General features: G+C 41.0%; 24 protein-coding genes and 3 pseudogenes. 17 read left to right on the top strand and 10 right to left on the bottom strand.

Going from position 1 to position 24704, the window contains the following annotated elements:
• The first annotated feature begins 17 nt into the window (after positions 1 to 17).
• From ACFORE_RS04335 to ACFORE_RS04265, 15 genes and pseudogenes are all read left to right on the top strand, one after another.
• Positions 18 to 242, top strand: a complete 225-nt coding sequence (locus ACFORE_RS04335) for a transposase (protein ID WP_154454335.1) — start codon at positions 18 to 20, stop codon at positions 240 to 242.
• Between the two features lie 160 nt (positions 243 to 402).
• The gene (locus tag ACFORE_RS04330) at positions 403 to 774 is read left to right on the top strand and encodes a transposase (RefSeq protein ID WP_380435004.1); all 372 of its coding nucleotides are present in this window, start codon (positions 403 to 405) and stop codon (positions 772 to 774) included.
• Between the two features lie 160 nt (positions 775 to 934).
• Positions 935 to 1573, top strand: a complete 639-nt coding sequence (locus tag ACFORE_RS04325; protein ID WP_293956877.1) for a peptidylprolyl isomerase — start codon at positions 935 to 937, stop codon at positions 1571 to 1573.
• A 40-nt stretch (positions 1574 to 1613) separates the two neighbouring features.
• Complete coding sequence (locus tag ACFORE_RS04320; RefSeq protein WP_373875648.1) at positions 1614 to 2612, top strand: DNA primase; 999 nt, start codon at positions 1614 to 1616, stop codon at positions 2610 to 2612.
• Between the two features lie 137 nt (positions 2613 to 2749).
• A pseudogene (locus tag ACFORE_RS04315) lies at positions 2750 to 2953 on the top strand (tyrosine-type recombinase/integrase); the annotation flags it as partial.
• Positions 2954 to 3043: 90 nt separating this feature from the next.
• Positions 3044 to 3898: a ribosome biogenesis GTPase YlqF gene (gene ylqF, locus ACFORE_RS04310; protein WP_154454333.1), complete on the top strand. Its 855-nt coding sequence runs from the start codon at positions 3044 to 3046 to the stop codon at positions 3896 to 3898.
• Complete coding sequence (locus ACFORE_RS04305) at positions 3885 to 4658, top strand: ribonuclease HII (RefSeq protein WP_154454332.1); 774 nt, start codon at positions 3885 to 3887, stop codon at positions 4656 to 4658. The genes ylqF and ACFORE_RS04305 overlap by 14 nt, the downstream gene beginning before the upstream one ends.
• Positions 4659 to 4739: 81 nt before the next feature.
• Positions 4740 to 5582: a DNA-processing protein DprA gene (gene dprA, locus ACFORE_RS04300; protein WP_154454331.1), complete on the top strand. Its 843-nt coding sequence runs from the start codon at positions 4740 to 4742 to the stop codon at positions 5580 to 5582.
• Between the two features lie 133 nt (positions 5583 to 5715).
• Positions 5716 to 7848: a type I DNA topoisomerase gene (topA, locus tag ACFORE_RS04295; protein WP_269725838.1), complete on the top strand. Its 2133-nt coding sequence runs from the start codon at positions 5716 to 5718 to the stop codon at positions 7846 to 7848.
• Between the two features lie 206 nt (positions 7849 to 8054).
• Positions 8055 to 9392 carry a methylenetetrahydrofolate--tRNA-(uracil(54)-C(5))-methyltransferase (FADH(2)-oxidizing) TrmFO gene (trmFO, locus tag ACFORE_RS04290; protein WP_240892610.1) on the top strand — a complete coding sequence of 446 codons (1338 nt, stop codon included), beginning with the start codon at positions 8055 to 8057 and terminating at the stop codon, positions 9390 to 9392.
• A 22-nt stretch (positions 9393 to 9414) separates the two neighbouring features.
• A complete protein-coding gene (locus ACFORE_RS04285; RefSeq protein WP_235281101.1) occupies positions 9415 to 10239 on the top strand; it encodes a sugar phosphate isomerase/epimerase family protein in 825 nt (274 codons plus the stop codon).
• A gap of 419 nt (positions 10240 to 10658) precedes the next feature.
• Positions 10659 to 11411, top strand: a complete 753-nt coding sequence (locus ACFORE_RS04280) for an ABC transporter ATP-binding protein (protein WP_269725839.1) — start codon at positions 10659 to 10661, stop codon at positions 11409 to 11411.
• Between the two features lies 1 nt (position 11412).
• Positions 11413 to 13383 carry an FtsX-like permease family protein gene (locus tag ACFORE_RS04275; protein ID WP_293651155.1) on the top strand — a complete coding sequence of 657 codons (1971 nt, stop codon included), beginning with the start codon at positions 11413 to 11415 and terminating at the stop codon, positions 13381 to 13383.
• Positions 13384 to 13446: 63 nt separating this feature from the next.
• Entirely contained in the window at positions 13447 to 14109 is a 663-nt protein-coding gene (locus ACFORE_RS04270; RefSeq protein ID WP_154454326.1) for a response regulator transcription factor, read from the top strand.
• Positions 14106 to 15053: pseudogene (locus ACFORE_RS04265) on the top strand (sensor histidine kinase). The gene ACFORE_RS04270 and the pseudogene ACFORE_RS04265 overlap by 4 nt, the downstream one beginning before the upstream one ends.
• A 34-nt stretch (positions 15054 to 15087) precedes the next feature.
• Here the strand turns inward: ACFORE_RS04265 and xerS are convergent.
• The 8 genes and pseudogenes from xerS to ACFORE_RS04225 all read right to left on the bottom strand — a co-directional run bounded on the left by xerS (position 15088) and on the right by ACFORE_RS04225 (position 20801).
• A complete protein-coding gene (gene xerS, locus ACFORE_RS04260) occupies positions 15088 to 16158 on the bottom strand; it encodes a tyrosine recombinase XerS (protein WP_154454325.1) in 1071 nt (356 codons plus the stop codon).
• A gap of 145 nt (positions 16159 to 16303) precedes the next feature.
• On the bottom strand, positions 16304 to 16873 hold the full coding sequence (locus tag ACFORE_RS04255; RefSeq protein ID WP_235300401.1) for a ribonuclease HI: 570 nt from the start codon (positions 16871 to 16873) through the stop codon (positions 16304 to 16306).
• 74 nt (positions 16874 to 16947) lie between these two features.
• Positions 16948 to 17325, bottom strand: a complete 378-nt coding sequence (locus ACFORE_RS04250; protein ID WP_235300402.1) for a type II toxin-antitoxin system HicB family antitoxin — start codon at positions 17323 to 17325, stop codon at positions 16948 to 16950.
• Positions 17326 to 17381: 56 nt separating this feature from the next.
• Positions 17382 to 17565: pseudogene (locus ACFORE_RS04245) on the bottom strand (type II toxin-antitoxin system HicA family toxin).
• A 172-nt stretch (positions 17566 to 17737) separates the two neighbouring features.
• Positions 17738 to 19303, bottom strand: coding sequence for a signal recognition particle protein (gene ffh / locus ACFORE_RS04240; protein WP_235300403.1), 1566 nt, complete (start codon positions 19301 to 19303; stop codon positions 17738 to 17740).
• Between the two features lie 58 nt (positions 19304 to 19361).
• Complete coding sequence (locus tag ACFORE_RS04235) at positions 19362 to 19694, bottom strand: putative DNA-binding protein (protein ID WP_168260798.1); 333 nt, start codon at positions 19692 to 19694, stop codon at positions 19362 to 19364.
• A gap of 117 nt (positions 19695 to 19811) precedes the next feature.
• Positions 19812 to 20510, bottom strand: a complete 699-nt coding sequence (locus ACFORE_RS04230) for a GntR family transcriptional regulator (protein WP_235300404.1) — start codon at positions 20508 to 20510, stop codon at positions 19812 to 19814.
• A gap of 111 nt (positions 20511 to 20621) precedes the next feature.
• Entirely contained in the window at positions 20622 to 20801 is a 180-nt protein-coding gene (locus ACFORE_RS04225) for a hypothetical protein (RefSeq protein WP_235300405.1), read from the bottom strand.
• Positions 20802 to 20830: 29 nt separating this feature from the next.
• Here ACFORE_RS04225 and ACFORE_RS04220 point away from each other — a divergent pair, with 29 nt between their 5' ends.
• Together ACFORE_RS04220 and ACFORE_RS04215 are read left to right on the top strand one after the other, a co-directional pair.
• On the top strand, positions 20831 to 21370 hold the full coding sequence (locus ACFORE_RS04220; RefSeq protein WP_269725867.1) for a restriction endonuclease subunit S: 540 nt from the start codon (positions 20831 to 20833) through the stop codon (positions 21368 to 21370).
• A 96-nt stretch (positions 21371 to 21466) separates the two neighbouring features.
• Positions 21467 to 22399 carry a site-specific integrase gene (locus ACFORE_RS04215; RefSeq protein WP_366125229.1) on the top strand — a complete coding sequence of 311 codons (933 nt, stop codon included), beginning with the start codon at positions 21467 to 21469 and terminating at the stop codon, positions 22397 to 22399.
• A 50-nt stretch (positions 22400 to 22449) separates the two neighbouring features.
• Here ACFORE_RS04215 and ACFORE_RS04210 read toward each other — a convergent pair whose 3' ends face one another.
• Positions 22450 to 22767 carry a restriction endonuclease subunit S gene (locus tag ACFORE_RS04210; RefSeq protein WP_380435003.1) on the bottom strand — a complete coding sequence of 106 codons (318 nt, stop codon included), beginning with the start codon at positions 22765 to 22767 and terminating at the stop codon, positions 22450 to 22452.
• 392 nt (positions 22768 to 23159) lie between these two features.
• Positions 23160 to 24494: an MATE family efflux transporter gene (locus tag ACFORE_RS04205; protein ID WP_380434997.1), complete on the bottom strand. Its 1335-nt coding sequence runs from the start codon at positions 24492 to 24494 to the stop codon at positions 23160 to 23162.
• Positions 24495 to 24704: the final 210 nt, after the last annotated feature.

Here is a 24704-nt window from a genome sequence, read left to right as displayed (position 1 = left end):
AAAGTTAAACTAAAGATATGACAAGAAAAGCATATGATACTGATTTAACCGACCAAGAATGGGCTAAACTTGAACCTTATTTCTCCAAACACCGCACCTATAAATGGTCTAAGCGAGAACTCGTAAACGCAACCTTGTATATCACTAAGACAGGGTGCCAATGGCGCATGCTCCCTCATGATTTTCCTCCTTACCCAACTGTCTGGAGTTTCTTTCGTCGAGCCAAGGAGAGCGGCCTGTAGGACACCATTTTGATAGAACTGGTTAAAAAAAGCGACTAAATGCTAGTAGAGCAGCCACTCCGACCTATGCTATCATTGATTCTCAAAGCGTGAAAACAGTAGATGCTGCAGAGGAACGTGGGATTGATGGTGGTAAAAAAGTCAAAGGGAGGAAGCGCACATCGTTGTTGATACCATGGCCAATCTTCTTGATGTGGTGGTTCATGCAGCTAATTTGCACGATACAAAATCAGGCATTTTAGTGGCTCGCAAAGTGATGGTACAATTCCCAACCATCAAGGCTTTTTCAGCCGATGCTGGCTATCGGAAAAGTTTTGAGGAGATGATAATTGAGGAGTTTGGTTGCCCAGTAGATATTTCTGAAAAAATAAAGGGCAGCTGGCAAATTATCCCCAAACGTTGGGTTGTTGAACGAACCTTTTCTTGGTTGAACCACTCTCGAAGATTAGCTAAGGATGTGGAAAAATCTGTATTGTCAGAGGTTGCTTTTATCAAGATATCTCACATTAGTCGTCTTTTAAGGGCTCTATAATTTTGTGAATACAGGTTCTTAGAAAAGTTGTTAGAAGTCGGATGGCATGACGTAATGGGATTACCTAAGCTAGGTAGTCCTTTTCTTTATTGTGATAACTTTTCCAAGTCCATCTTGTTATCATGGTGCTATCTTATGGAAAAAGGAGATAGCACTAGTGATGTTAAATAAAATGAAGGCTCGGCTATTGATTGGTTTAGGAGGTATAGCTGTGACTAGCTTTATGGTGATGATGGGTTACACCATTGGTTCTCAGTCTGTCACCAATCACACGCAGAAACAAATCCAATCTGAGGCTCAAAAATTACTGACCAAAGAGAAAGAAAAAGAGGAGGCAAGTGTCCTCTCTGATGAGTTAGTCAAGGAATTTCTCACCCAATACTATACTAAGGAAAAGCTGGGCGAGAATAACAACCGTATTAAACCCTATATGACAGATTCTGCCCTTAAGGAAGAAGTAGCTCGTCAAGAAGATTCCATCAACCAAGTCTATAAAGACTATATGTTGGATTATCGCTTTGAGTCTGCCAATATCTATGTCAATACAGAAGAAAATGAAGCTTTTGCGGAAGTGTCTTATCAGGTTGTTTACGTGTCAGATGTCAGTGATAAGGCTCAGAAAAGCACACAGATAGAAACAAGAACTCTTAAACTATCTTATGCCAAAATGTCAGATAAACTCCTTGTCAATCAGGTAACCATTTGGAATGGGAAGCTAGAGGACTTGAAAGAGTCTTCTGATGGATCTGACTCAAGCATTCCAAAGATTCAAGGCACTACTACAAGTGAGACCAACTAGCAGGAGTTCATCTTCTGCTTTTTTTTGATAAGGAGATGAGATGACAAGAATTGAAAGAATGAAACAAAAGGCGATTTTAGACGTAGCAGAAAGTCTAGGTTATTCTTTTAAACGACTATCAGGGCAAGTCTATGAACATCCAGAACACGATTCCTTTCGGATTTTTGCGGACACCAATACCTTTAAATGGTTTTCACGTGACGTACAGGGAGATGTGATTGATTTTGTTCAGTTAATGACGGGAGTGTCTTTTAAAAAAGCCCTGTCTTACCTTGAAACTGGAGACTTTGAACAAACTAAGATCGTCGAAGAGACTTACCAACCCTTTCGTTATTATCTAAGAGAAGAACCATTTGACCAAGCACGGATATACCTGAATGACATTCGTGGTCTAAGTGATGATACTATCAATGCTTTTGGCAGACAAGGTCTATTAGCACAGGCTCATTACCAGACAAAGACCTTTCAGGAATCAGTTCTTGTCTTTAAGAGTTACAATCATCTTGGCCAACTAGAGGGGGCAAGTCTTCAAGGGCTTGTCAAAAATGATCAGAGACATAATCGAGGTTACCTAAAGAAAATCATGAAAGACTCTCATGGATATGTGGGAATGAGTTTTGACATAGGAAAACCGAAACGCCTTATCTTTTGTGAATCGGTGATTGATATGATGAGCTATTATCAACTCCATCAGAAGCAGTTATCAGATGTGCGTTTGGTTTCTATGGAAGGTATAAAACTCTCTGTGATTGCGTATCAGTCCTTACGATTAGCAGCTGAGGAACAAGGCAAACTTGAGTTTTTAGATACTGTCAAACCAAGTCGATTAACGCATTACCTTCAAGCGATACAAGAGACGACTACCTTCTTTCAGACGCACCCAGGCTTATTAACCTTGGCTGTTGATAATGATGAAGCAGGGAGAGATTTTTGTCAGAAATTATCTGAGAAAGGACTTCCCATTGAAACAGACTTAGTCTTTATTAATTTGGAAGGTTTTGAAGAGTTTTTAAGATGGAAGCAGAGGGCGGTAAAATAAAGAGAATCATGATATAATATAAAATGGTTATATTTCTATGATTGATTTTTCTTTTCAAGTTTAAGGAAACGAAAATGTACTATAGAACAAAAACAAATTCAAAAGGAGTTACTCGATACGAAGTTGTAGATAAATATAATCTTGATTCAAAAATAATTGAATTTTCTTTAGATGATTTTAGAGACAAACTTGGTCTAAAATCAACTTATACACCTAGGCATATAACTGCAAATATAATTCCTAAGCTAAAGAAAGATTTATCAAAATATTACAAGTCATTTGATATTTCTTATTTAAGAGAAGGAAAACAAAAGATTGTTGGTTATAGGTTAACTTGGTGAATACAAAATCTTGGTGCCTGTTTGGTGCCTAATAAAAAACAGGCAGGTTTTTCAAACGAAAAACCTTGCTACGAAAGGATTTATAAACTCATGGCTACGATTCAATGGTTTCCTGGGCATATGTCCAAGGCACGCCGACAAGTTCAGGAAAATCTAAAACACGTTGATTTTGTCACGATTTTAGTAGATGCCCGCCTCCCTCTCTCAAGTCAAAATCCTATGTTGACGAAAATTGTCGGAGATAAACCCAAACTCATGATTTTAAATAAGGCCGATTTGGCTGACAGTAACCGCACCAAAGAATGGCGTCAGTATTTTGAAAGTCAGGGCATTAAGACCTTGGCCGTGAATTCTAAGGAGCAAGCAACTGTCAAATTGGTCACCGATGCTGCCAAATCTTTGATGGCTGATAAATTGGCTAAATTGCGTGAGCGCGGTATTCAAAAAGAAACGCTCCGCACCATGATTATCGGTATTCCAAACGCAGGAAAATCAACCCTCATGAACCGTTTGGCAGGTAAAAAAATTGCCGTTGTAGGCAATAAACCTGGGGTTACAAAAGGGCAACAGTGGCTCAAATCAAATAAAGACTTGGAAATTCTTGATACACCAGGTATTTTATGGCCAAAATTTGAAGACGAAGTTGTTGGCTTAAAATTAGCTCTGACGGGTGCTATCAAAGACCAGCTCTTGCCCATGGATGAAGTGACTATTTTTGGCTTGAATTACTTTAAGGAACATTACTCTGAGCGTTTGATTGAGCGTTTCAAGGGCATTGATTTGGAAGAAGAAGCGCCTGAAATCATCATGGCCATGACGCAAAAATTAGGATTTCGTGATGATTATGACCGTTTTTACAATCTGTTTGTGAAGGATGTCCGCGAAGGCAAATTGGGGCGTTACACCTTAGATGTCGTAGGAGAAGTGACAGATGGCGACTATTAAGGACATCAAGGAAGCGCTGGCTCAGATTGATTGTCTAGACGATGACCGCTGGGACTTGTACGCATCAGATATTCGCATCGGTGTGCAAAAAGCGATTGTACAGCGCAAAAAAGCTATTCAGGCAGAGATTGACGAGGACGTTCGTCTTGAAACAATGCTGCGCTACGAAAAGGAGTTGTACCAGAAAGGTTATCAAGCTATCGCAGGCATTGATGAAGTTGGCAGAGGCCCTTTAGCAGGACCTGTTGTCACTGCTTGCGTGATTTTGCCTAAAGATTGTAAAATCAGACACCTCAACGATTCCAAAAAAATTCCCAAAAAACACCACGAGGAGATTTACGAAGAGGTCCTTGCGCGTGCTTTGGGAGTGGGGATCGGCATCGTGGACAATGACACCATTGACCGCGTCAATATTTACGAGGCGACAAAACTTGGTATGTTGCAAGCAATTGAGCAGATGAAAGGCGAGGTAACAAAGCCTGATTACTTGCTTATTGATGCGATGCAGTTAGACACACCTATTCCCCAACTATCCCTGATCAAGGGCGATGCCAATTCCCTTTCTATTGCAGCAGCTTCGATTGTGGCAAAGGTTACGCGTGATCGTATGATGGCTGAATACGCAAAAGAATACCCAGGTTACGCCTTTGATAAAAACGTTGGCTATAGTACTAAAGACCACCTAGCAGGCCTAAAACAATACGGTGTCACCCCTATTCATCGCAAAAGCTTTGAGCCTATCAAATCCATGCTCTCTTAAAATGACTAACCATCTTGTTTTTTAAGGCAAGGTGGTATTTTTTGCCCTCTTTATCGAACTAATAAGATAGTGAGGTGACACATGAATCATTTTGAATTGTTTAAATTAAAAAAAGCAGGCTTAACCAATCTGAATATCTTAGCGATTTTGGAGTATCACGAAAAGCAGAAGAAATCCCTGTCCTTAAGGGATATGGCTGTTGTCTCAAAGTGCCGCAATCCTGTCTTGTTTATTGAGAATTACAAGTCGCTAGATAGCAAAACCTTGCGGCAGGAGTTTAACACTTACCCAAGTCTTTCGATTTTAGACAAGGAATACCCCTTGGAGCTGAAAAATTGTTACAATCCTCCTGTCTTGCTCTTTTATCAAGGCAATTTAGACTTGCTTCAACGTCGTAAATTAGCGGTTGTTGGCGCTAGAAATGCGTCTGCTGTGGGAACCAAGTCGGTTCAAAAGATTATCAAAGAATTGGGCAATCGTTTCGTGATTGTTAGCGGTTTGGCGCGTGGGATTGATACCAGTGCTCATGTATCTGTTTTGAAAAATGGCGGAGCGACCATTGCTGTTATCGGTTGCGGGCTGGATGTGTATTACCCTAAAGAAAATCAACAATTACAGGATTATTTAGGCAAAAATCATTTGGTTTTAAGTGAGTATGCCCCAGGAGAGAAGCCTTTGAAGTACCATTTTCCTGAGCGAAATCGCATTATCGCAGGTTTGTCCCAAGGTGTGCTTGTGGCTGAAGCCAAAGCGAGGTCGGGAAGTCTTATCACTTGTGAGAGGGCATTAGAAGAAGGTCGGGATGTCTTTGCCATACCAGGAAATATCTTGGATGGTCAATCAGACGGTTGCCACAAACTCATCAATGAAGGCGCTAAATGCGTGACTTCAGGGCAAGATATTTTGTCGGAGTATCGTGATTAAGACAAGCCTTTTTCTTACATTTTTTTGCCCTGATTTTTTGAAAATGTTTCCAAAATGCGTAACTTTTATATTGACAGTTTAAAAAAAGCGGGTTATCATGATATAAGTTTATTACTAATAGGAAGTGAGCTTTATGGCAACGACTGTTTCAAAAGCATCTAAAACTGTCAAAAAAACAAAAACAAAAACGAAACGCAAAAAACCACAAAAGAATTTGGTTATTGTGGAATCTCCTGCAAAAGCCAAAACCATTGAAAAATATTTGGGGCGTAACTACAAGGTTGTCGCTTCAGTTGGTCATATCCGTGATTTGAAAAAATCAAGCATGTCCATTGATTTTGACAATAATTACGAACCGCTATACATCAATATTCGCGGGAAGGGTCCTTTGATTAATGACTTGAAAAAAGAAGCGAAAAAAGCTAAAAAAGTCTATCTCGCAAGTGACCCAGACCGTGAAGGAGAAGCGATTTCTTGGCATTTGGCCCATATTTTAAATTTGGATGAAACGGACAAAAACCGTGTGGTTTTCAACGAAATCACCAAAGATGCGGTCAAAAATGCCTTCGTTGAACCGCGACAAATTGATATGAATCTGGTTGATGCCCAACAAGCTCGCCGCGTTTTGGACCGCATTGTGGGGTACTCGATTTCGCCATTGCTTTGGAAGAAAGTCAAAAAAGGCTTGTCAGCGGGGCGCGTGCAATCGGTCGCTTTGAAACTCATCATTGACCGTGAAAATGAAATCAAGGCTTTCAAACCTGAAGAATACTGGACTATTGATGGTTTCTTCCAAAAAGGAAACAAGAAATTCCAAGCCTCTTTTTACGGTGTTGATGGCAAAAAACTAAAACTCGAAACCAACGAAGATGTGCAAAAAGTGCTCGCTTTAATCACGAGTGACACCTTTGAAGTAGCCAAAGTTGAAAAGAAAGAACGTCGCCGCAATGCGCCACTTCCTTACACCACGTCATCTCTTCAACAAGACGCTGCCAACAAAATCAATTTCCGAACTCGCAAGACCATGATGGTCGCACAGCAATTGTACGAAGGAATTAGCCTTGGTAAGAGCGGCACACAAGGTTTGATTACTTATATGCGTACGGACTCAACGCGTATTAGCCCTGTGGCTCAAAACGAAGCCGCAAACTTAATCACAGAACGTTTTGGAGCGACTTATTCGAAACATGGCAATCGTGTGAAAAATGCTTCAGGTGCTCAAGATGCCCACGAAGCTATTCGTCCGTCAAATGTGACCTTAACCCCTGAATCGATTGCACAGCATTTGGATAAGGACCAGCTAAAACTGTATACCTTGATTTGGAATCGTTTTGTGGCCAGTCAAATGACAGCAGCAATCTTTGATACCATGAAGGTGCATTTGGAGCAAAATGGTGTGCGCTTCACCGCCAACGGTAGTCAAGTGAAATTCGACGGTTATTTAGCCGTGTATAACGACTCTGACAAAAACAAAATGTTGCCAGACATGGCTGAGGGCGATAGTGTTAAAAAGGTATCAACCAACCCAGAACAACACTTTACCCAACCACCAGCTCGTTATTCGGAAGCAACCTTGATTAAAACCTTGGAAGAAAACGGTGTGGGACGTCCGTCAACCTACGCTCCAACACTTGATGTCATCCAAAGACGTTATTATGTCCGTCTGGCTGCTAAACGCTTTGAACCAACCGAATTGGGTGAGATTGTTAATGGCTTGATTGTGGAATTCTTCCCTGATATCGTGGATGTCAAATTCACGGCTGATATGGAAAGTAAGCTTGACGAGGTCGAAGAAGGTAAACAGCAGTGGCAGACCGTCATCGATGCCTTCTACAAACCGTTTGAAAAAGAATTGGCAAAAGCTGAAACCGAGATTGAAAAAATTCAAATCAAGGATGAACCTGCTGGTTTTGACTGCGAACTCTGCGGGCATCCTATGGTTATCAAACTCGGTCGCTACGGCAAATTCTACGCTTGTAGCAACTTCCCAGAATGTCATAATACCAAAGCTATTACCAAGGAAATCGGCGTGACTTGTCCGCTTTGTGGCGAAGGTCAAGTGATTGAACGCAAAACCAAACGTAACCGTATTTTCTATGGTTGTGACCGCTACCCCGACTGCGAATTCACCTCTTGGGACAAACCTGTCGGACGAACGTGTCCAAAATCAGGTGATTATCTGGTTGAGAAGAAAATCCGTGGGGGAGGCAAGCAAGTGGTCTGCAGCAATGAAGAATGCGATTACACAGAAGAAGTCATCAAATAACCAAAAAGCTTCGCAATGAGTTTGCGAGCTTTTTTAGTGTTATATTATTTACATAATTATAATTACGTAAATAATAGTTTATTTTGGTGTTTTATGTAATTTATGATATGATAAAACATATCATAATTAGAAAGATTCAGGTGTGGGGCATTCCCCGCATTTGGAAAATGGCGGTGAGAACTGTCATTTTTGGAGGTATTAGTCTATTGTCTCAATCATCTTATATCAATGTCATTGGAGCTGGTTTGGCGGGATCTGAAGCTGCCTATCAAATTGCTAAGCGTGGCATTCCTGTCAAACTCTATGAAATGCGTGGGAAAAAAGCGACCCCACAACATAAAACCGACCAATTTGCGGAGTTGGTTTGTTCTAATTCGCTGCGCGGTGATAGCTTGACCAATGCGGTAGGACTACTCAAGGAAGAAATGCGTCGTTTGGATTCTGTTATCATGAAAGCCGCAGAAAGCACGCGTGTACCTGCAGGTGGTGCTTTGGCAGTTGACCGTGACGGCTTTTCGCAAATGGTGACTGACGAGGTCAGCAATCATCCGCTTATTGAGGTTATTCGTGAGGAAATCACGGAAATTCCTGATGATGCGATTACTGTGATTGCCAGCGGTCCGTTGACGTCTGACGCTCTTGCTGAACGTATTCATGCGTTAAATGGTGGGGATGGCTTTTATTTCTACGATGCAGCGGCGCCGATTGTCGATAAGGGTTCGATTGATATGGATAAGGTTTATCTCAAATCACGTTACGACAAAGGAGAGGCTGCTTATCTGAACTGCCCTATGACCAAAGAGGAGTTCATGGCTTTTCACGATGCTTTGGTTAATGCAGAAGAAGCACCACTCAACAGTTTTGAAAAGGAAAAATACTTTGAAGGGTGTATGCCAATTGAAGTGATGGCGAAACGCGGCATTAAAACCATGCTTTATGGCCCGATGAAACCAGTTGGCTTAGAATACCCAGAAGATTACAAAGGACCTCGAGATGGGGAATTTAAAACGCCTTATGCAGTTGTGCAGTTGCGTCAAGATAACGCTGCTGGTAGCCTGTACAATATTGTCGGTTTCCAAACGCATTTGAAATGGGGCGAACAAAAGCGAGTTTTTCGTATGATTCCTGGTCTTGAAAACGCTGATTTTGTTCGTTATGGTGTGATGCACCGCAATTCTTACATGGATTCGCCAAATCTTTTGACGGAAACTTTTGCCACACGTAAAAATCCAGACCTCTTCTTTGCTGGTCAAATGACAGGGGTAGAAGGTTACGTTGAATCAGCAGCGTCAGGTTTGGTAGCTGGTATCAATGCTGTTCGCCGTTTCAAAGGTGAAGAACCTGTGATTTTCCCACAAACCACGGCTATTGGCGCGCTACCACATTACATCACTCATGCGGAAAGCAAGCATTTCCAACCGATGAATGTCAACTTTGGTATCATTAAAGAGTTGGACGGTCCTCGTATTCGCGATAAGAAAGAACGTTACGAAAAAATTGCAGAGCGTGCTTTGACGGATTTGCAAGCTTATCTTGATGTCTAAAAGTATCTCAGGGAGGTTGCCAATGTTTCCTGTTCGATTAGGTTTGAAAGCCAGTTGTGACCCTATTCAAGTGGCGAGTCGCCTAACATACCAACCTGAAATCTTTGAGTTTTACACGTCAGAACACGATTTTACTCCTCAAGGTTTGAAAATGTTGCGCGATGCCATTGAAACTGTCAAAATGAGCGGGGTGAAGCATATTATTTTACATCAACCCATGAAATACCAAGGGCAGTTTTTGGAGTTGGTAGCTCATCCAGCCCACAAGCCAGAACTTGTTTCGTTTATTGATGAAACCACCAAGACTTTGCTGGAACTTGCTAACGCATTTGACTGTAAAGTACTGGTGCATGGCTCTTATGATTTGCGAGAAAAGGACTTGCTAGATCCCTTTGAAACCCTCAAAGACGCTCAAGATTACCTCTTTTCTCGAATAGATGCTCTTTGGCAACTGGGTGGAAATCGCATCATGTTTGAAAATGGGATTTCAAATCTCTTTTCCTTTGGCCATCCTGATTTTGACCAAGTCTTGCTGCAAAAAGGCTACCCGTTGGCTTACGATATTTCTCATGCCTTCATTTTCTTAAATCGGGATAATGTGGCCCTACAAAGGTCTTTAAGTACCCTGAAAAAGAACATCGTTCACTACCATTTGGTGGATTCTTTTGGAAAACGCCACGATAGTCTGCCGCTGGGACAAGGAAAGATAGATTGGGCAAAGCTTCTGCCACTTCTTAATAGCCGTGCTACCAGCATTTACGAGATTAATCTGGCAAATGTCACCAATCCTAAAGAGCAAGTGGCTAGTCATGCTTATTTGAAACAGTTGGTACAAGAACTGAACTAAAACGACAAACGTCTGAGATTTAGTCTCGGGCGTTTTTGATGACTTTATTCTTACATTTTTGTAAGATTTAAAGGAGAAACTGTAAGGAAGGAAAGGCTCCTTTTTCGATACAATAGACTTGTCAATAAGAGAGGAGCAATGAGATGAATCAAGCAATCAAAAGACACCTACAATTAGGAAGTCAGCTGTTTATTTGGTTGAGTATGGCAATACTAGGTTCTGCAACCTACTAGTATATCAGACCTTCCGCTTAGTCAAATAAGAATGTTAGGAGAAATAAGCCTAATGGATACCAATAGTTTAATAACCATTCTATACCTGATCACCGCAAGCGTCATCAGCTTAGGTGTGTGGTATTGGAGTGGCAGAAGAAAAATAAAACGCAAATAGTATTAAAATACCAAATAAAGGAGAAAGAGATGTTATTAGAGATTAATCACTTAGAGAAAGTTTTCCGCACTCGCTTTTCAAAAGAGGAAACGCGTGCCTTACAAGATGTTGATTTTAAGGTTGATAAAAACGAATTTATCGCCATTATGGGAGAATCAGGTTCAGGAAAAACCACCTTGTTGAACATTTTGGCGACTTTGGAAAAACCAACTAAGGGTTCTGTCATGTTAAACGGAGAGGACATTATCAAAATCAAGGAAAGTCAGTTGGCTGCTTTTCGTTTGAAGAATCTTGGCTTTGTCTTTCAAGATTTTAACTTGTTGGATACCCTTTCGGTCAAGGATAACATTTTCTTACCTTTGGTACTTGGTCGCTTGCCTTATCAAGAGATGGAGCAACGCTTGCAGCCTTTGGCAAAGAAACTACACATTGAAAGCTTGCTAGACAAACGCTCGTTTGAATTATCTGGTGGTCAAAAACAACGTGTTGCCATTGCTAGAAGTCTTATCACTAAGTCACAATTGCTTTTAGCAGATGAGCCGACTGCCGCTCTTGACTACAAAAATTCAGAAGATATTTTAAAACTGTTTGAAGAGATTAACGCAGACGGTCAGACTTTGCTGATGGTAACTCACTCTGCCAATGCGGCTAGTCATGCGAAAAGACTCCTCTTTATCAAAGATGGGCGTATTTTCCACCAAATTTACCGTGGTCACAAGACCAATCAAGAATTTGCAAAAGATATTTCGCTTACCATGAGCGCTTTACTTGGAGGTCAGTAATATGTTTTATGCAAAACTCGCTTGGTCTAATATTAAAAAGTCCATTAATGTTTTTGGACCATTCCTGCTCAGCAGTACAATTTTATTTGTCCTAAACTGCTCAACTTTGCTGATTTTGTTTAGCCCTGTTGGTGGGGGAATGCGTCATGGGGCCTCTATTCTCAGTCTCGCTTTGATTGTTTTGGCGATTTTTTCAGCCGTGATGGAAATTTACAGCTATCAATTTTTACTCAAACAACGCAGTAAGGAATTTGGTCTGTATAATATGTTGGGGATGAATCGTTGGCAGGTCAGCTGGCTATCAACCATTGAATTAGGTTTGATTTTGCTGGGAGTCATCGTGTTAGGTAGTGTCTTGTCTGCTATCTTTTCACAATTGTTCTATTTGGCTTTTGTGAATCTCCTGCATTATCATCAGATGGTCTTGACCTTATCCCTTGAAGCCTTTGTGAGTGCAATTGTTCTCTTTATCGGAATGTTTGTTCTGCTAGAAGGGGTCAATCTTTACACCATTCGTCGCACCTCACCGCTTGCCTTGTTTAAAAAGCAAGAGCAAGGGGAAAAAGAACCTCGCGGTAATGTCTTGCTGGCTATTTTGAGTGTTTTGTCTTTGGGAATTGGTTATTATTTGTCCCTATCATCCACTAAAGTAGCTGCTTTGGTTGTATTGTATCGTTTCTTTGCGGCAGTTGTGCTGGTTATCATAGGAACCTATCTCTTTTATATCAGTTTCATGACTTGGTATTTGAAACGCCGTCGTCAAAATAAGGCTTATTTTTACAAACCTGAACACTTTGTCACAACGGCACAAATGATTTTCCGTATGAAACAAAATGCCGTTGGTCTGGCTAATATCACTTTACTAGCGGTTATGGCATTTGTTACGATTGCTACAACAACGTCGCTTTATGTGAATACCCAAACGCAAGTGAACATGATGTTCCCAAAAACCACCAAGGTAGCTCTTAACGCTGACAATCAAGCAGATATGGATACCTTGATGGAAAAAGAGGTCATGGAACCCTTGCACAAACCTGCAGACCAATGGCTCACTTACCGTTCTGTTTATACGCTTTTCCCAGTTTCAGATGCCAAAGAGATTGCCATGACGCGTGAGGATGTCGAAAATCCTAACCTTATCAGCGCTGGCTATCTTTACATCGTCACACAGGATGACTTTAGAGCCTTGGGAAACAAACTCTCACACCTCAATGAAAACCAAACTGCTTTCTTTACCCAAAAAGACAACAGCCATTTGGAAAAACTGGACTTATTTGGGCAAACCTTTGACAATGTCCATAATCTCAAGGAGGTTAACTTCCCAGAAGTAGCCAATACCTACAACCCAGCTGTCTTAGTCGTCAGCAACCAAGAAGTGCTTAATAACATTGAAACAATCTTCACGAAAAATAAGGTTTTCCATCAAACATCACTTATCAGCTATGCTGATCTTTCTCAAAAAGAAATCAAGTCCTTGGCACACTTTGGCGGTGAATCAGAAGTCGTTCACGAAGATGCCAATGGAAATAGCATTTCAGCTACGGTAGAAACCAAACAGGAATACCTCGACAGTGCTTATGCCTTCACAGGTGGCTTCTTGTTCACAGGTTTCTTGCTGGGTATCAGTTTCCTAATGGGCGCAGCCTTGATTATTTACTACAAACAACGTTCAGAAGGTATTGAGGACAAGAAATCTTATAAAATCTTGCAAGAAGTTGGGATGAACAGCCAAGAAGTGAAAAAAGCCATCAATTCACAAATTTTACTGGTTTTCTTCATGCCGTTAGGACTAGCAACCCTACATTTTGCGGTGGCCTTGGTTATGTTAAAACAAATGTTGCTTATTTTCGGTGTGACAAGCTCAAGCACGATTTACATCGTGAGTGGTTCGACCATTGTCATCTTAACCCTCGTTTATTTCATGATTTACAAAATCACTAGCCAAACTTACTATAAAATCATTGATCGTTAAATAAGGTGGCCCTTGCGGCCATCTTTTATTTTGATTCATCAGAGCTTATGTTACAATAATACTATGAAACAAGGAAAGATTTACATTATTGAGGACGACGAAACCATCGTTAAATTGTTAAAACAGCACTTGAGCCAGACTTATGAGGTCTTTAGTGTGCAAAATTTTCGAGCCATTAAGCAAGAAGTTGAGGAAATTCAGCCAGATTTGATTTTGATTGATATTACCCTGCCTTATTTTAATGGTTTTTACTGGACGACAGAAATTCGCAAGACGATGACCTTGCCTATTATTTTCATTTCATCCAGCGATGATGAGATGGATACGGTCATGGCGCTCAATATGGGTGGAGATGATTTTGTGTCAAAACCCTTTTCATTGACCATTTTAGATGCTAAAATTTCTGCCTTTTTAAGACGAGCTTACCAATTCACCTCAGACACTTACCAGTTAGGGGCATTTAGCCTCTCGCGTGACGGGGTTTTGTCAAATGGCACAGAACAAATTTCCCTTTCGCCAACAGAAAATAAAATTTTATCCATTTTATTTGAACACCAAAATCAAGTGGTGACCAAGGAGGAATTGCTGGAAAAATTGTGGGAAAACGACAGCTTTATCGATCAAAACACGCTCAGCGTCAACATGGCACGCCTGCGTAAAAAAATAACACCACTAGGTTTCAATGCCATTCACACAGTCCGAGGAGTGGGGTATCTCTTAAAATGATTCGAACTTTTTTTAAAGAAAATGCCGTTTGGTACTGGAGCTATGCGTTACTGAGTGCTCTCTTTCTAATTGTTTTTGCTCTTTACCACTTGCCTATCGTCTATTTTGTGATCAGTTTTCTGCTCAATCTGACGATCCTCAGCTTTATCACCTTATGGCAGTACCAACGTTTTAAACATAAAATCAATACGTTACAACAATTTATTTATGTAAACGAATTAGATACCTTACAATTGCCGTCAGAATTAGCCTATAAAGATGTGATTATTCGTTTGTACGAGCAAAGTGCACAAGAATTGTTGGCAGAGCAGGCTAAGACTGAAGATGTGCAGAGCCTTGTCAAGATGTGGTCGCACCAAATGAAAGTTCCACTGTCTGCCCTGTCCTTGATGGCACAAACCAATCAGCTAGATGGCAAGGAAGTTCAGCAATAACTGACTCGCTTGCAGAACTATCTGGATACCTTGCTAACCTACCTCAAATTCAGCCAGAACAAGGATGATTTTCGATTTGAACGCCTGTCTGTACGCGATATCACGATTGAAAACGTTAAAAAATACCGCATTCCTTGCCTACTGAAGCAATTATCTATCGAAGTCGAAGGTGATTGGCTGCTTGCTTCTGACCGCAAATGGCTCAGCTTTGCCATTTCACAAATCCTAGACAATGCCATAAAGTATTCTAAGGAACAAGGCAAGATTAGAATTGAAATAACAGATGGTAGGATTAGCATATCAGATAATGGTATTGGAATACTAGAAGAGGACTTGCCACGTTTATTTGAGGAAGGCTTCACAGGTTTTAATGGCCATGAGAATCAAAAAGCCACTGGTTTAGGGCTTTACATGACCAAACAAATTTTAGATAGTCTGAATCTAGCCATCAGCATCACTAGCCAAGTTGATAAAGGCACTCAGGTTACTATTGCATTACCAAAAGAGTAAGAGAAAAAGTAGGGGGTTAATCCTACTTCTTTTTTTACAATTTATCCAAGGCATTTTTTTGTTCGTCGTTGACGATGTGGGTGTAGAGGTCGGTGACTTGAGTGCTGGCGTGTCCGAGTTGGTGGCTAACTAGGACTTGTGATTTTGTGGTGTCGTATAGGCGAGTCGCCAAGGTGTGTCGCAATTTATGCGGTGTGACGCGGACTTTGAAGGCTTGCGAGTATTTGGCGACCAATTTTTCCACGCTGGATGCGTCGATGCGATTTGGAACCCCACGGTATTCGGTGAGAAAGAGGGCTTGGTCTTGCTTTTCAGCCTTATAACGTGGGGTACGAATGGCAAGGTAAGCTTCCAAATAAGGTTTAGCAAAACCAGCGATATTGACTGCATCACGTTTGCCACCCTTTCGCGTCACTTCAATAATCATCATGTTAAGGTTTAAGTCCTTGACGTCTAGATTGACCGCCTCAGACAAACGAACGCCGGAGGCAAGCAGTAGGGCAATCAAGGCCAAATCGCGCTCTTTATTTTTTTGGAAAGAAGATAAGGCACGATGCGACAGCGTACTTTGATAAGTTTTGTCAATATAATCAATGAAAGCCATGGTTTCATTGCCCAAAAACAATTTGCCCTTGATGTTTTCTGCCCGAGCTGCCAAGGTTTCTTTTTTCTTTTTGGTAGCGACTTTTTTCATGACGTTGCGGTAGAAGTAGGGGTCACCATTTTCATCCTCGACCTCTTCTGTCAGGTATTTGAAAAGGCTGGAAAGCGCTGAAAGCGTACGGTTTATGGTTGTTTGTGAAACCCCTTGCTTTTTGGAATAAGTATTGAGCGACGGACGTTCACGCAGGTACAAAATAAAGGATTCCATGTCTTTTTTAGAGAGGTGTTCCAAGGTTGATAAGTCAATATCAGCCATTTTATCAGCATCTGAAATCCCAGAATCCAAAAGCCATTCAAAAAAGCGTCTGTATTCCTTGAGGTATTCATACAAGGTCGTAAAACTGTAAGGAACGGTTAATTTTGATTGATAATAATCCAAGACGTACCAAGGCATGAGCGTTTTCAGCTCGTCGATTTTTTGTAAAATGTGTTCACGTTTCATTTTTTGCTAAAAAACTCCCAAATATCTGATAACTAGAAGTATATCACAGGTCTACCTATCTTTCAAGAAAATTACAGTTTTTCAGAAAGATGTTCAGAGAAAAATATAAATACTTCAGAAATCTGTTTCCATAGATAACGTAAATTTATTTGTGTATATCTATTATTTTATTTTTTGTTCTTCTCTTTTCTTTGCCTCGCTTTTTAGTCACATCTTTTGCTAAACTATCAGCTTTTTCGTTCCAAAAAATTCCAGCGTGTCCACGACACCATTTAACCTCTAAAATTAACTCTTTGCCCAATTCTTTGTACAATTTAAACACTTGACAGAGATTTGAATAATACCAATTCCACTGAAAAATCTGCTGTTTTTCTTTCTTTTTATAAGACGATTTCCTGTGAGTATTTAACAAATGATGAAGGCGCTCCAATTCTCGATAATCCGTCATAATGGTAACACTCACTTTATCAGCATCTTTGATTATTTTCCGTAGAGCTTTTAAGGCAATAATAACCGAAAAAAGTTCTACGCCTACGGAATTTAGTAACTTTTCTTTGGTATCTGAAATGGCACTCTTTCCCTTTAAAATGACTTCGTGATTGTCATCTAAAACAATATAGGCACATGAAGCTTTAACGTTACCGCTGTTGTACTTTTTATAAGAACCATCTGTGTAGATGATATAATTTCCTGAATGACTGGTTTCACAATTCATATTTTCCTCTTAGGTTGCTGATTTGTATAATAGGGTAAATAAAAAGCCCGCTCGCACGGACTTTCAATAGTTTATTAAGGCTGTAGTTTTCTTTCCAAGGCTTCTGTTAAGACTTGAGAAAAATTAACATCGTTTTCCTCTGCCAAGTCATTCAACCATTCAGGAATAGTCACGTTTTTACGAATCTTGTTGGCATGATACTTTTTCATGTAGACAACCATATCAATTTGAATTAAGGCGATATAGCTATCGGGAAATTGCTGTTTTAAATCCGATGGCGAAGTTGGTTGTGGATACTCTTTATAATCTTCGAGTGCAAATCCTAGAACTTCTGTAGCTTTTTCAAAAGCTTCTTGAACATCTTTTCCTTGGGTAATAGCTTCAGGAACGTCTGGAAAAGTTACAAGAATATAATCACCATCTTGGGTAAATAAAGCTGGATAAACTAACATAATAAACCTCCTCGTAATTGTTGTAGTGAAATAAGCATTGCTATTCAGCAAGTAGATTATTTCAAACCTGCTTGTTTTAAAATAGCGTCTTCAAGGCCCTTTCCGAGGTCTTTATTGTGTAATGGAACAATGATTTGGTGTCCTTTATCATCTCGAAATTTCTTATGGCTTCCATTTTGGCTGACTTCGTAAAACCCATTTTTTAAGCAATTTTATCATCTGCTTAGGGGTCATTGGCATATTGCTTGTCCTCCTATTTATACTTATATTATACACATCAAATAAATAGAAGTAAAGTTTTAAACTAGCTCTCTGGGGTGTTTGGTAAAAGAAATACCTTTAATTCATAATGAAAAAGGCCAAATCATTCAGCCTTTTTCATTGATCTATTGATTTATCTGCAAGATATTTTTTATTTCTTACGTTTTTTCTTGGCTTTTTTCATTCGGTTTGCCATGCGTTTCATGGATTGTTTCATGGCGAATTCACCGATTCGGCCTCTGAGGCCGCCGCCCATCATTTCGCGTAAGTCCATATCTCCGCCACCTAGGGCTGATAAATCAGGCATACCATTTCCGCCCATCATGCTTTCTAGAGCTGACATATCCATGCCATTTGGCATATTTTTAGGGAGGTTATTTGGGTTGATGCCCATTTGTTTCATGGCTTTGTCCATGTCACCTGACATAACGCCTTGCATCATTTGTTTGGCTTGGTTGAAATCTTTGATGAATTTGTTAACTTCGACAAAGCTGTTACCAGAACCCGCTGCGATACGGCGGCGACGGCTTGGGTTAAGCAAATCTGGGTTTTCACGTTCTTCAGGTGTCATTGATGACACGATGGCACGTTTTCGAGCAATTTCTTTTTCGTCCACTTTGAAGTTTTTCATGGCTGGATTGCTTGCCATACCTGGAATCATCTTAATCAAATCTTCCATTGGTCCCATGCTTTGCATTTGGTCCAATTGTTCGATGAAATCGTTGAAATCAAAGGTGTTTTCACGCATTTTTTCAGCGAGTTCCAATGATTTCTTGTCATCGTACTCTTGGCTGGCTTTTTCAATCAGCGTCAACAAGTCACCCATACCGAGAATACGGCTAGACATACGGTCTGGGTGGAAGGTTTCGATATCAGTGATTTTTTCACCAGTACCAGTGAACTTAATTGGTTTACCTGTGATTTCTCGAATAGAAAGCGCTGCACCACCACGTGTATCCCCGTCAATCTTGGTTAAAACAACCCCTGTGATATCCAATTGTTTGTTGAACTCGTCAGCGACGTTGGCAGCCTCTTGACCAATCATGCTATCAACAACCAAGAGAATTTCATTTGGTTGTGCCAAGGCTTTAACGTCACGCAATTCGTTCATGAGTTTTTCATCAATTTGCAGACGACCTGCCGTATCAATGATAACGTAGTCATTGCGGTGTTCTTTGGCTTGGGCTAAACCGTTTTTGACAATCTCAACAGCTGAGTGGTCCGTTCCCATGTCAAAGACAGGTACATCGATTTGTTGCCCAAGGGTTTTCAATTGGTCAATCGCTGCTGGACGGTAAATATCGGCCGCAATCAACAAAGGACGTGCATTTTCTTCCTTGATGAGATTGTTAGCTAATTTACCAGCAAAGGTTGTTTTACCAGCCCCTTGCAATCCGACCATCATGATAATGGTGGGAATCTTAGGTGATTTCTCAATTTCAGCCGTTTCAGACCCTAAAATCTCTGTCAATTCTTCATTGACGATTTTGACGATTTGTTGAGTTGGGTCAAGGGTATCAATGATTTCATGCCCGATAGCACGTTCTCTGACACGTTTGATGAAGGTTTTAACAACTGGAAGGGCAACGTCCGCCTCTAACAAGGCCAGACGAATTTCCTTGGTGACTTCCTGCACGTCTTTTTCAGAAAGTTTGCGTTTGCCACGAATGTTTTTAAACACGCCTTGCAGGCGTTCGGTTAAACTCTCAAAAGCCATAATATCATTCTCCTACTTGAATCTGTCTTTCATTTCTATCATTTTCTCTGACGGGTGTTTAATCACGGTTGTCAATACTACTCAAAATCGTGATTTTCTCTTCTAAGAAAGCATTGTCAGGGTATTTTTCTAAAATCTCATCAAAAATCTGACTACGAACGATATAATCAGAATACATATGGAGCTTCATCTCGTAAGCTTCGAGGATTTTTTCAGTTCGCTTGATGTTGTCATAAACCGCCTGACGGCTGACACCAAACTCCTCAGCAATTTCTGCCAAGCTGTAATCATCAGCGTAATACAACTCGATATAATTCATCTGCTTATCGGTCAACAAAGCCGCATAAAATTCAAATAAAGCGTTCATGCGATTGGTTTTTTCAATTTCCATAGCCTTTATTTTATCATATTTCGCGCGGTTTTAATAGTCAGAAAGCACGCAAATGGTCAGAATTGGTTAAATTTTTCAATACAAAAAGAAACACCTTAAAAAATCAGGTGTTTCAGATCATTTATTTTCCAAATAAAATTCAAATCGGTCACCAACATATTGGCTGTGGACATATTCAAATGGTCTGCCGTCGGTGAAATAGGAAACTTGTGTCAGGACGAGGACGGCGTGATTTTTAGGAATTTTGAGGTAATTTGTCACTTTTTCGCTGGCATTTTTGGCGTAGATGGTTTGCTGACTCTTTCCAATCTCGTAACCGTGGTCGGTCAAAGTTTGGAAAAAATGCTCGGTAATGTCCTCTTTATTGAAGGATTGAATGAGCGTTTCTGGAATGGCAGCCACTTCAAAAACAAGCGGCATATGGTCAGCGTAGCGCACCCGTTCCATGCGAATCACATAATCCGTTTCTTTCAGCTGCAAGCGTTGAAGCTCGGTGTTATTGGCTGGTTTTCGTTGGTAAGAAATCAAGCGAGATGAAGGCGTTTTTCCTTGTGAGCGGACAATCTCGGTAAAACTAGTCGTTCCACGCATTTTTTCTTGCACGCGGTGGCTGGCGACATAAGTCCCGCTCCCCACACGACGCTCCAAAATGCCCTCTTCCACCAAGAGCGTAATAGCCTGACGCAGCGTCATACGGCTCACCTCGTACTCATCTGCCAAATCCCGTTCACTCGGCAAACGCTGCCCAATCTCCCAAAAGCCATCGTCAATCTGTTTCTTAATCGCATCGTGAATTCTAATGTACGCTGGAACCATACGGCACTCCCCTCCTAAAAAATGTCCTTTTCTCATTGTACCATATTTTTGAAGAAGTTTTTAGACTTCTCAAAGAAAAACACCGCTAAAAGTGTTTAGCAGTGTTTAGACTCAGGATGCCGCTCCTAAAGCAATGGCTTCACTTTTTAAACGTTCGACATCTTTAGCAGTCGGCTCCCAACCTTCAATCATATTGGTGCTTAGAGCGTACCAAACACTTGTAAAAATTTTTCTACCCTCAAATGGAACACCCAAAATGACCATTTCTTTTACATTAATATCTAAAATCATAATAATAACTCCCATTTATTATATCATAGATTCAATTTTGTCCAAAAAAAGCTAACGCTTGGGAACAGCGTAAGTTGAACGAGGTTTCCGATATTTATGACGGAACCCACCAAACTCCTAAGTATCAAGATAATGGTGTGATGTTTCTTAGTGTTGAGAATATCAAGACTTTGACTTCAAATAAGTTCATTTCTCGTGAGGCTTTTGAAGATGAATTCAAAATAAGACCACAACGAGGTGATGTCTTGATGACTCGAATCGGGGATATAGGAACTGCGAATGTCGTTGAAACAGACGAAGACCTCGCCTATTACGTTAGTCTTGCACTATTCAAATCTGAGGAGTTAAATCCTTATTTCTTGCAGGCAAGTATTTATTCACCATTTGTACAAGACCAGATTTGGAAGAGGACTTTGCATATCGCCTTTCCAAAGAAAATTAACAAGAATGAGATTGGTCAAGTTCCAATCAATGTTCCGACACTAGCAGAACAGACGAAAATAGGCTCATTCTTCAAACAGTTAGACAACACCATAACTCTTCATCAGCGTAAGGATTTTTGGGGGTGAATTGGGGGTTGGTGGTGCATTTTTGGGGTGGGGTGGGGTACAGTATTGTTGTAAATGTTTGCTTTTCTGTTTGTTTTCAAAAAAGGAGGGTTACTTATGGATGAGATGAAGCATTCTGAGGCGATGTTGTTTTGTGATTACTACAAGCAATGGATTTCGGTTTATAAGGAAGGGGCGATTCGGCCTGTGACTATGCAAAAATACGATATGGCTTATCGGTGGCTGGAGAAATTGGTGCCTGAGCTTGAGATCAGGCATTTGAATCGGATGTCTTATCAGCGTCTGTTAAATCAATACGCCAGCGAGCACGAGCGTCAGACGACGATGGACTTCCACCACCATTTGAAATGCGCGATTTTGGACGCGGTGGATGAGGGTTTGATTCAAAGGGATCCGACTCGCAAGGCTATTATCAAGGGCAAGCAGCCTCGTGCCAAGAAGCCTAAGTTTTTAAATCAATACGAACTGCACAAATTGCTGGATGATCTTGACTTGGTTCCGCAGATCAACATGGACTGGTTGATTTTGCTGATTGCAAAGACTGGATTGCGCTTTTCGGAGGCTTTAGCGCTGACGCCAAAGGATTTTGATTTGACGCATCAGACGCTTTTTGTGTCTAAAACGTGGGATTACAAGGGCAATAGCGGTTTTCTCCCCACTAAAAACCAATCGTCCATTCGCAAGGTTCCAATAGACTGGCAAACGGTGATTCAGTTTGCGGAATTGCTGCGGGATTTGCCTGACAATCAGCCAATTTTTATCAAGGGAAAGGTCTATAACTCGACGGTAAATGACCGCTTGGCGAGGCATTGCCGAAATGCTGGGATCCCTGTCATCACTGTTCATGGCTTGCGCCACACCCACGCTTCGCTGCTGCTCTTTGCGGGTGTTTCCATTGCCAGCGTTTCCAGAAGGCTGGGGCATTCTAATATGACTACCACGCAAAAAACCTACCTCCACATCATCAACGAACTGGAAAGCCAGGACATCGACCTGATCATGCGCTCTTTGTCCAACCTAAACTCCTAACGAAAAAACTTGAAGTGAAAACTTCAAGTTTTTGCCTTTTTGTCACTTTTTTAGATGAAAAGATTTTTCAAAAGTGTTTTCTTCATCTCTTTCAATTCATCGCACTTACGCTGATGACGAGCGATAGTGTTATCTAGCTGCTTGAAGAATGAACCGATTTTATTCTGTTCTTCAAGTTTAGGAGTTTGAAAATTCATCATAGAAAAATCTTTTCCTGTAATTTGATTGATAGTGGCTCCCAAACTTTTATGAACTTCTTTTTGAAAATTATTAGTACTCAATAATGCATTAATATAATCCCCATTTTCTCCTCGAAAAGCAAACATAAATGCTCCGATTACTGTATGAGGCATTTCTTTGGTAACAATAGCGTGTTTCCCAATTAAAGATCTACTTCCATTTCGTACAACTACAATAACATCACCAACTTTTACATTATTTGATTGGACTATATGTTAATCCGGAATAGCTAGAAGTTATATCGGTTAACTTACGCTGTTCCCAAGCGTCAGTGAACCCTTTAAACCTTATGTTTGGTATTTTGCTATCCATACACCCCTCCAGTTTCAGGAAAACGGCAGAAAACCGTCACGGTTCCGTGCTTCCCCAAGCTTTTCGCCTCAGATTGGGGAGGTGTTCTCCATTATTTCGCAGTAATAGCTCCATTATACACGCTTTTAGTGCTCTTGACTAGCCGTTTTCAGAAAAAAACCTTCCCTTGGGAAGGTTTATAGTTTACATAAATAATATTACGTTAATATTATCGAATGGTATTCATCCATTTTCGGCTGCGAAACATGAAGATGGACACGATAAAGCGGAAAAGCTCTTCTTGGGAGAGGATGAAATAGACCCAAACGATAGGGAGTTTGAGGACGAGTCCTGTGAAAAGCCCTAGGGGAACGCCGATCAGCCAAGTGCCCATCATGTCGATAATCATGATGTATTTGGTTCGACCGCCGCTTCGGATAATGCCGCCCCCTAAGATCATGTTTTGGACTTTGATAGGGGCAAGGATGGCAAAGGCTAGGAGCAATTGTGAACCGACGTGACTGACCTGCTCATCGACATTGTAGAGATTGATGTAGCTGCTTCTGGTGAGGATAAGCACGAGCGAAAGCACCAAAGATCCTATAAAACCATAAACGCACAAGCGTTTGGAATCGTGGTAGGCACTTTCGTAGTCGCGTTTGCCGAGGCGCCTACCGATGAGAATGCCCGCTGCTTGCGACAGCCCTGAAAGAGCTCCGATAAAGAGCCCTTGGATGGGACCTGTCGAGGACATACCAGCCAGCTCACCTGTTCCCATGTGCCCATAGATGAAGGTATTGACACTCTGCCCCAAGGTCCAAAGCAATTCATTGGCAACGATAGGGAAAAGCATGACAGCGTACTGCTTGACTTCGCTTGAGGTCATACCCAAATCAAAGGCAAACTGGCAATATTTCCGATAAAAATAAATCATCAAGAGTAGATTTACCATCTGCGAAATCAGACTGGCAATGGCTGCTCCCTTGACCCCCATGACAGGAAAACCAAAATTACCAAAAATCAAGAGGTAATTCAAGACCGTATTGACCACGGCTCCCACCGCACTTATGTAGAGCGGGTATTGGGCGTAACTGTAGCAGCGCATATGAACGGCCAAGATGGAGGCCATCCCTGACAGTGGGTAAATAAAGGCCAAAATTCGCATGTAATCCGCCGCCGTCGCAATCACCTTTTGGTCGGTAGTGAAAATCCCCGCCACCGTGCTTGGCAAGAAGAAACACGCCATAACGGTCAAGGCTGCCAAGGCCAACATCACAAGGAGATTGGAGGACATGCTGGTGTTGATCTTCTTCTGCTCCTGTCGGCCTATGTATTGGGACACCATGATCCCCGTCACGGTTGCAATTGCCCCACTCACAAAAGTGAAAATAAACTGTGGTTTTCCGCCAATTTCCACCGAAGCAATGGCCGTCTTGCCCAATTGCCCCACCATCAGCTGGTCAATCATGGAAAAAGACGATTGCAACATAGCTTGCAAAGCAACGGGCAATGCAATCGTCATGGCTTCTCTGAAAAATGGTTTTCGTCTGGTTTTCGTTGTCATTAAAGCGTTTTCTTCCTAAAGCATCATACTTAGATTATAAAGCAAACGCTTGCATATTAGCAATAGATTTTTGCATCTTTTTAATGATTTTTGGGGAGGAATCGCTTTAATAACAAAAAAACCTTGCCGACATTCAGATTTCATTTCTGAACATCAGCAAGGTTTAATGATTTTATGAGTAGTACTCGGAATATTGCCAGCTTCTACTGC

Origin of the sequence: Streptococcus alactolyticus, assembly GCF_042649785.1 — a bacterium.
Taxonomy (GTDB): domain Bacteria; phylum Bacillota; class Bacilli; order Lactobacillales; family Streptococcaceae; genus Streptococcus; species Streptococcus alactolyticus.
The sequence above is the reverse complement of the archived record's forward strand: the minus strand, read 5'-3'. Positions and strand labels throughout refer to the sequence as shown.

Excerpts from the sequence above, each read along its gene's own strand:
- ACFORE_RS04335 (WP_154454335.1), top strand. The coding sequence starts at position 18 with ATGACAAGAAAAGCATATGATACTGATTTAACCGACCAAGAATGGGCT.
- ACFORE_RS04325 (WP_293956877.1), top strand. The coding sequence starts at position 935 with ATGTTAAATAAAATGAAGGCTCGGCTATTGATTGGTTTAGGAGGTATA.
- ACFORE_RS04320 (WP_373875648.1), top strand. The coding sequence starts at position 1,614 with ATGACAAGAATTGAAAGAATGAAACAAAAGGCGATTTTAGACGTAGCA.
- ylqF (WP_154454333.1), top strand. The coding sequence starts at position 3,044 with ATGGCTACGATTCAATGGTTTCCTGGGCATATGTCCAAGGCACGCCGA.
- ACFORE_RS04305 (WP_154454332.1), top strand. The coding sequence starts at position 3,885 with ATGGCGACTATTAAGGACATCAAGGAAGCGCTGGCTCAGATTGATTGT.
- dprA (WP_154454331.1), top strand. The coding sequence starts at position 4,740 with ATGAATCATTTTGAATTGTTTAAATTAAAAAAAGCAGGCTTAACCAAT.
- topA (WP_269725838.1), top strand. The coding sequence starts at position 5,716 with ATGGCAACGACTGTTTCAAAAGCATCTAAAACTGTCAAAAAAACAAAA.
- ACFORE_RS04285 (WP_235281101.1), top strand. The coding sequence starts at position 9,415 with ATGTTTCCTGTTCGATTAGGTTTGAAAGCCAGTTGTGACCCTATTCAA.
- ACFORE_RS04280 (WP_269725839.1), top strand. The coding sequence starts at position 10,659 with ATGTTATTAGAGATTAATCACTTAGAGAAAGTTTTCCGCACTCGCTTT.
- ACFORE_RS04275 (WP_293651155.1), top strand. The coding sequence starts at position 11,413 with ATGTTTTATGCAAAACTCGCTTGGTCTAATATTAAAAAGTCCATTAAT.
- ACFORE_RS04270 (WP_154454326.1), top strand. The coding sequence starts at position 13,447 with ATGAAACAAGGAAAGATTTACATTATTGAGGACGACGAAACCATCGTT.
- xerS (WP_154454325.1), bottom strand. The coding sequence starts at position 16,158 with ATGAAACGTGAACACATTTTACAAAAAATCGACGAGCTGAAAACGCTC.
- ACFORE_RS04255 (WP_235300401.1), bottom strand. The coding sequence starts at position 16,873 with ATGAATTGTGAAACCAGTCATTCAGGAAATTATATCATCTACACAGAT.
- ACFORE_RS04250 (WP_235300402.1), bottom strand. The coding sequence starts at position 17,325 with ATGTTAGTTTATCCAGCTTTATTTACCCAAGATGGTGATTATATTCTT.
- ffh (WP_235300403.1), bottom strand. The coding sequence starts at position 19,303 with ATGGCTTTTGAGAGTTTAACCGAACGCCTGCAAGGCGTGTTTAAAAAC.
- ACFORE_RS04235 (WP_168260798.1), bottom strand. The coding sequence starts at position 19,694 with ATGGAAATTGAAAAAACCAATCGCATGAACGCTTTATTTGAATTTTAT.
- ACFORE_RS04230 (WP_235300404.1), bottom strand. The coding sequence starts at position 20,510 with ATGGTTCCAGCGTACATTAGAATTCACGATGCGATTAAGAAACAGATT.
- ACFORE_RS04225 (WP_235300405.1), bottom strand. The coding sequence starts at position 20,801 with ATGATTTTAGATATTAATGTAAAAGAAATGGTCATTTTGGGTGTTCCA.
- ACFORE_RS04215 (WP_366125229.1), top strand. The coding sequence starts at position 21,467 with ATGGATGAGATGAAGCATTCTGAGGCGATGTTGTTTTGTGATTACTAC.
- ACFORE_RS04205 (WP_380434997.1), bottom strand. The coding sequence starts at position 24,494 with ATGACAACGAAAACCAGACGAAAACCATTTTTCAGAGAAGCCATGACG.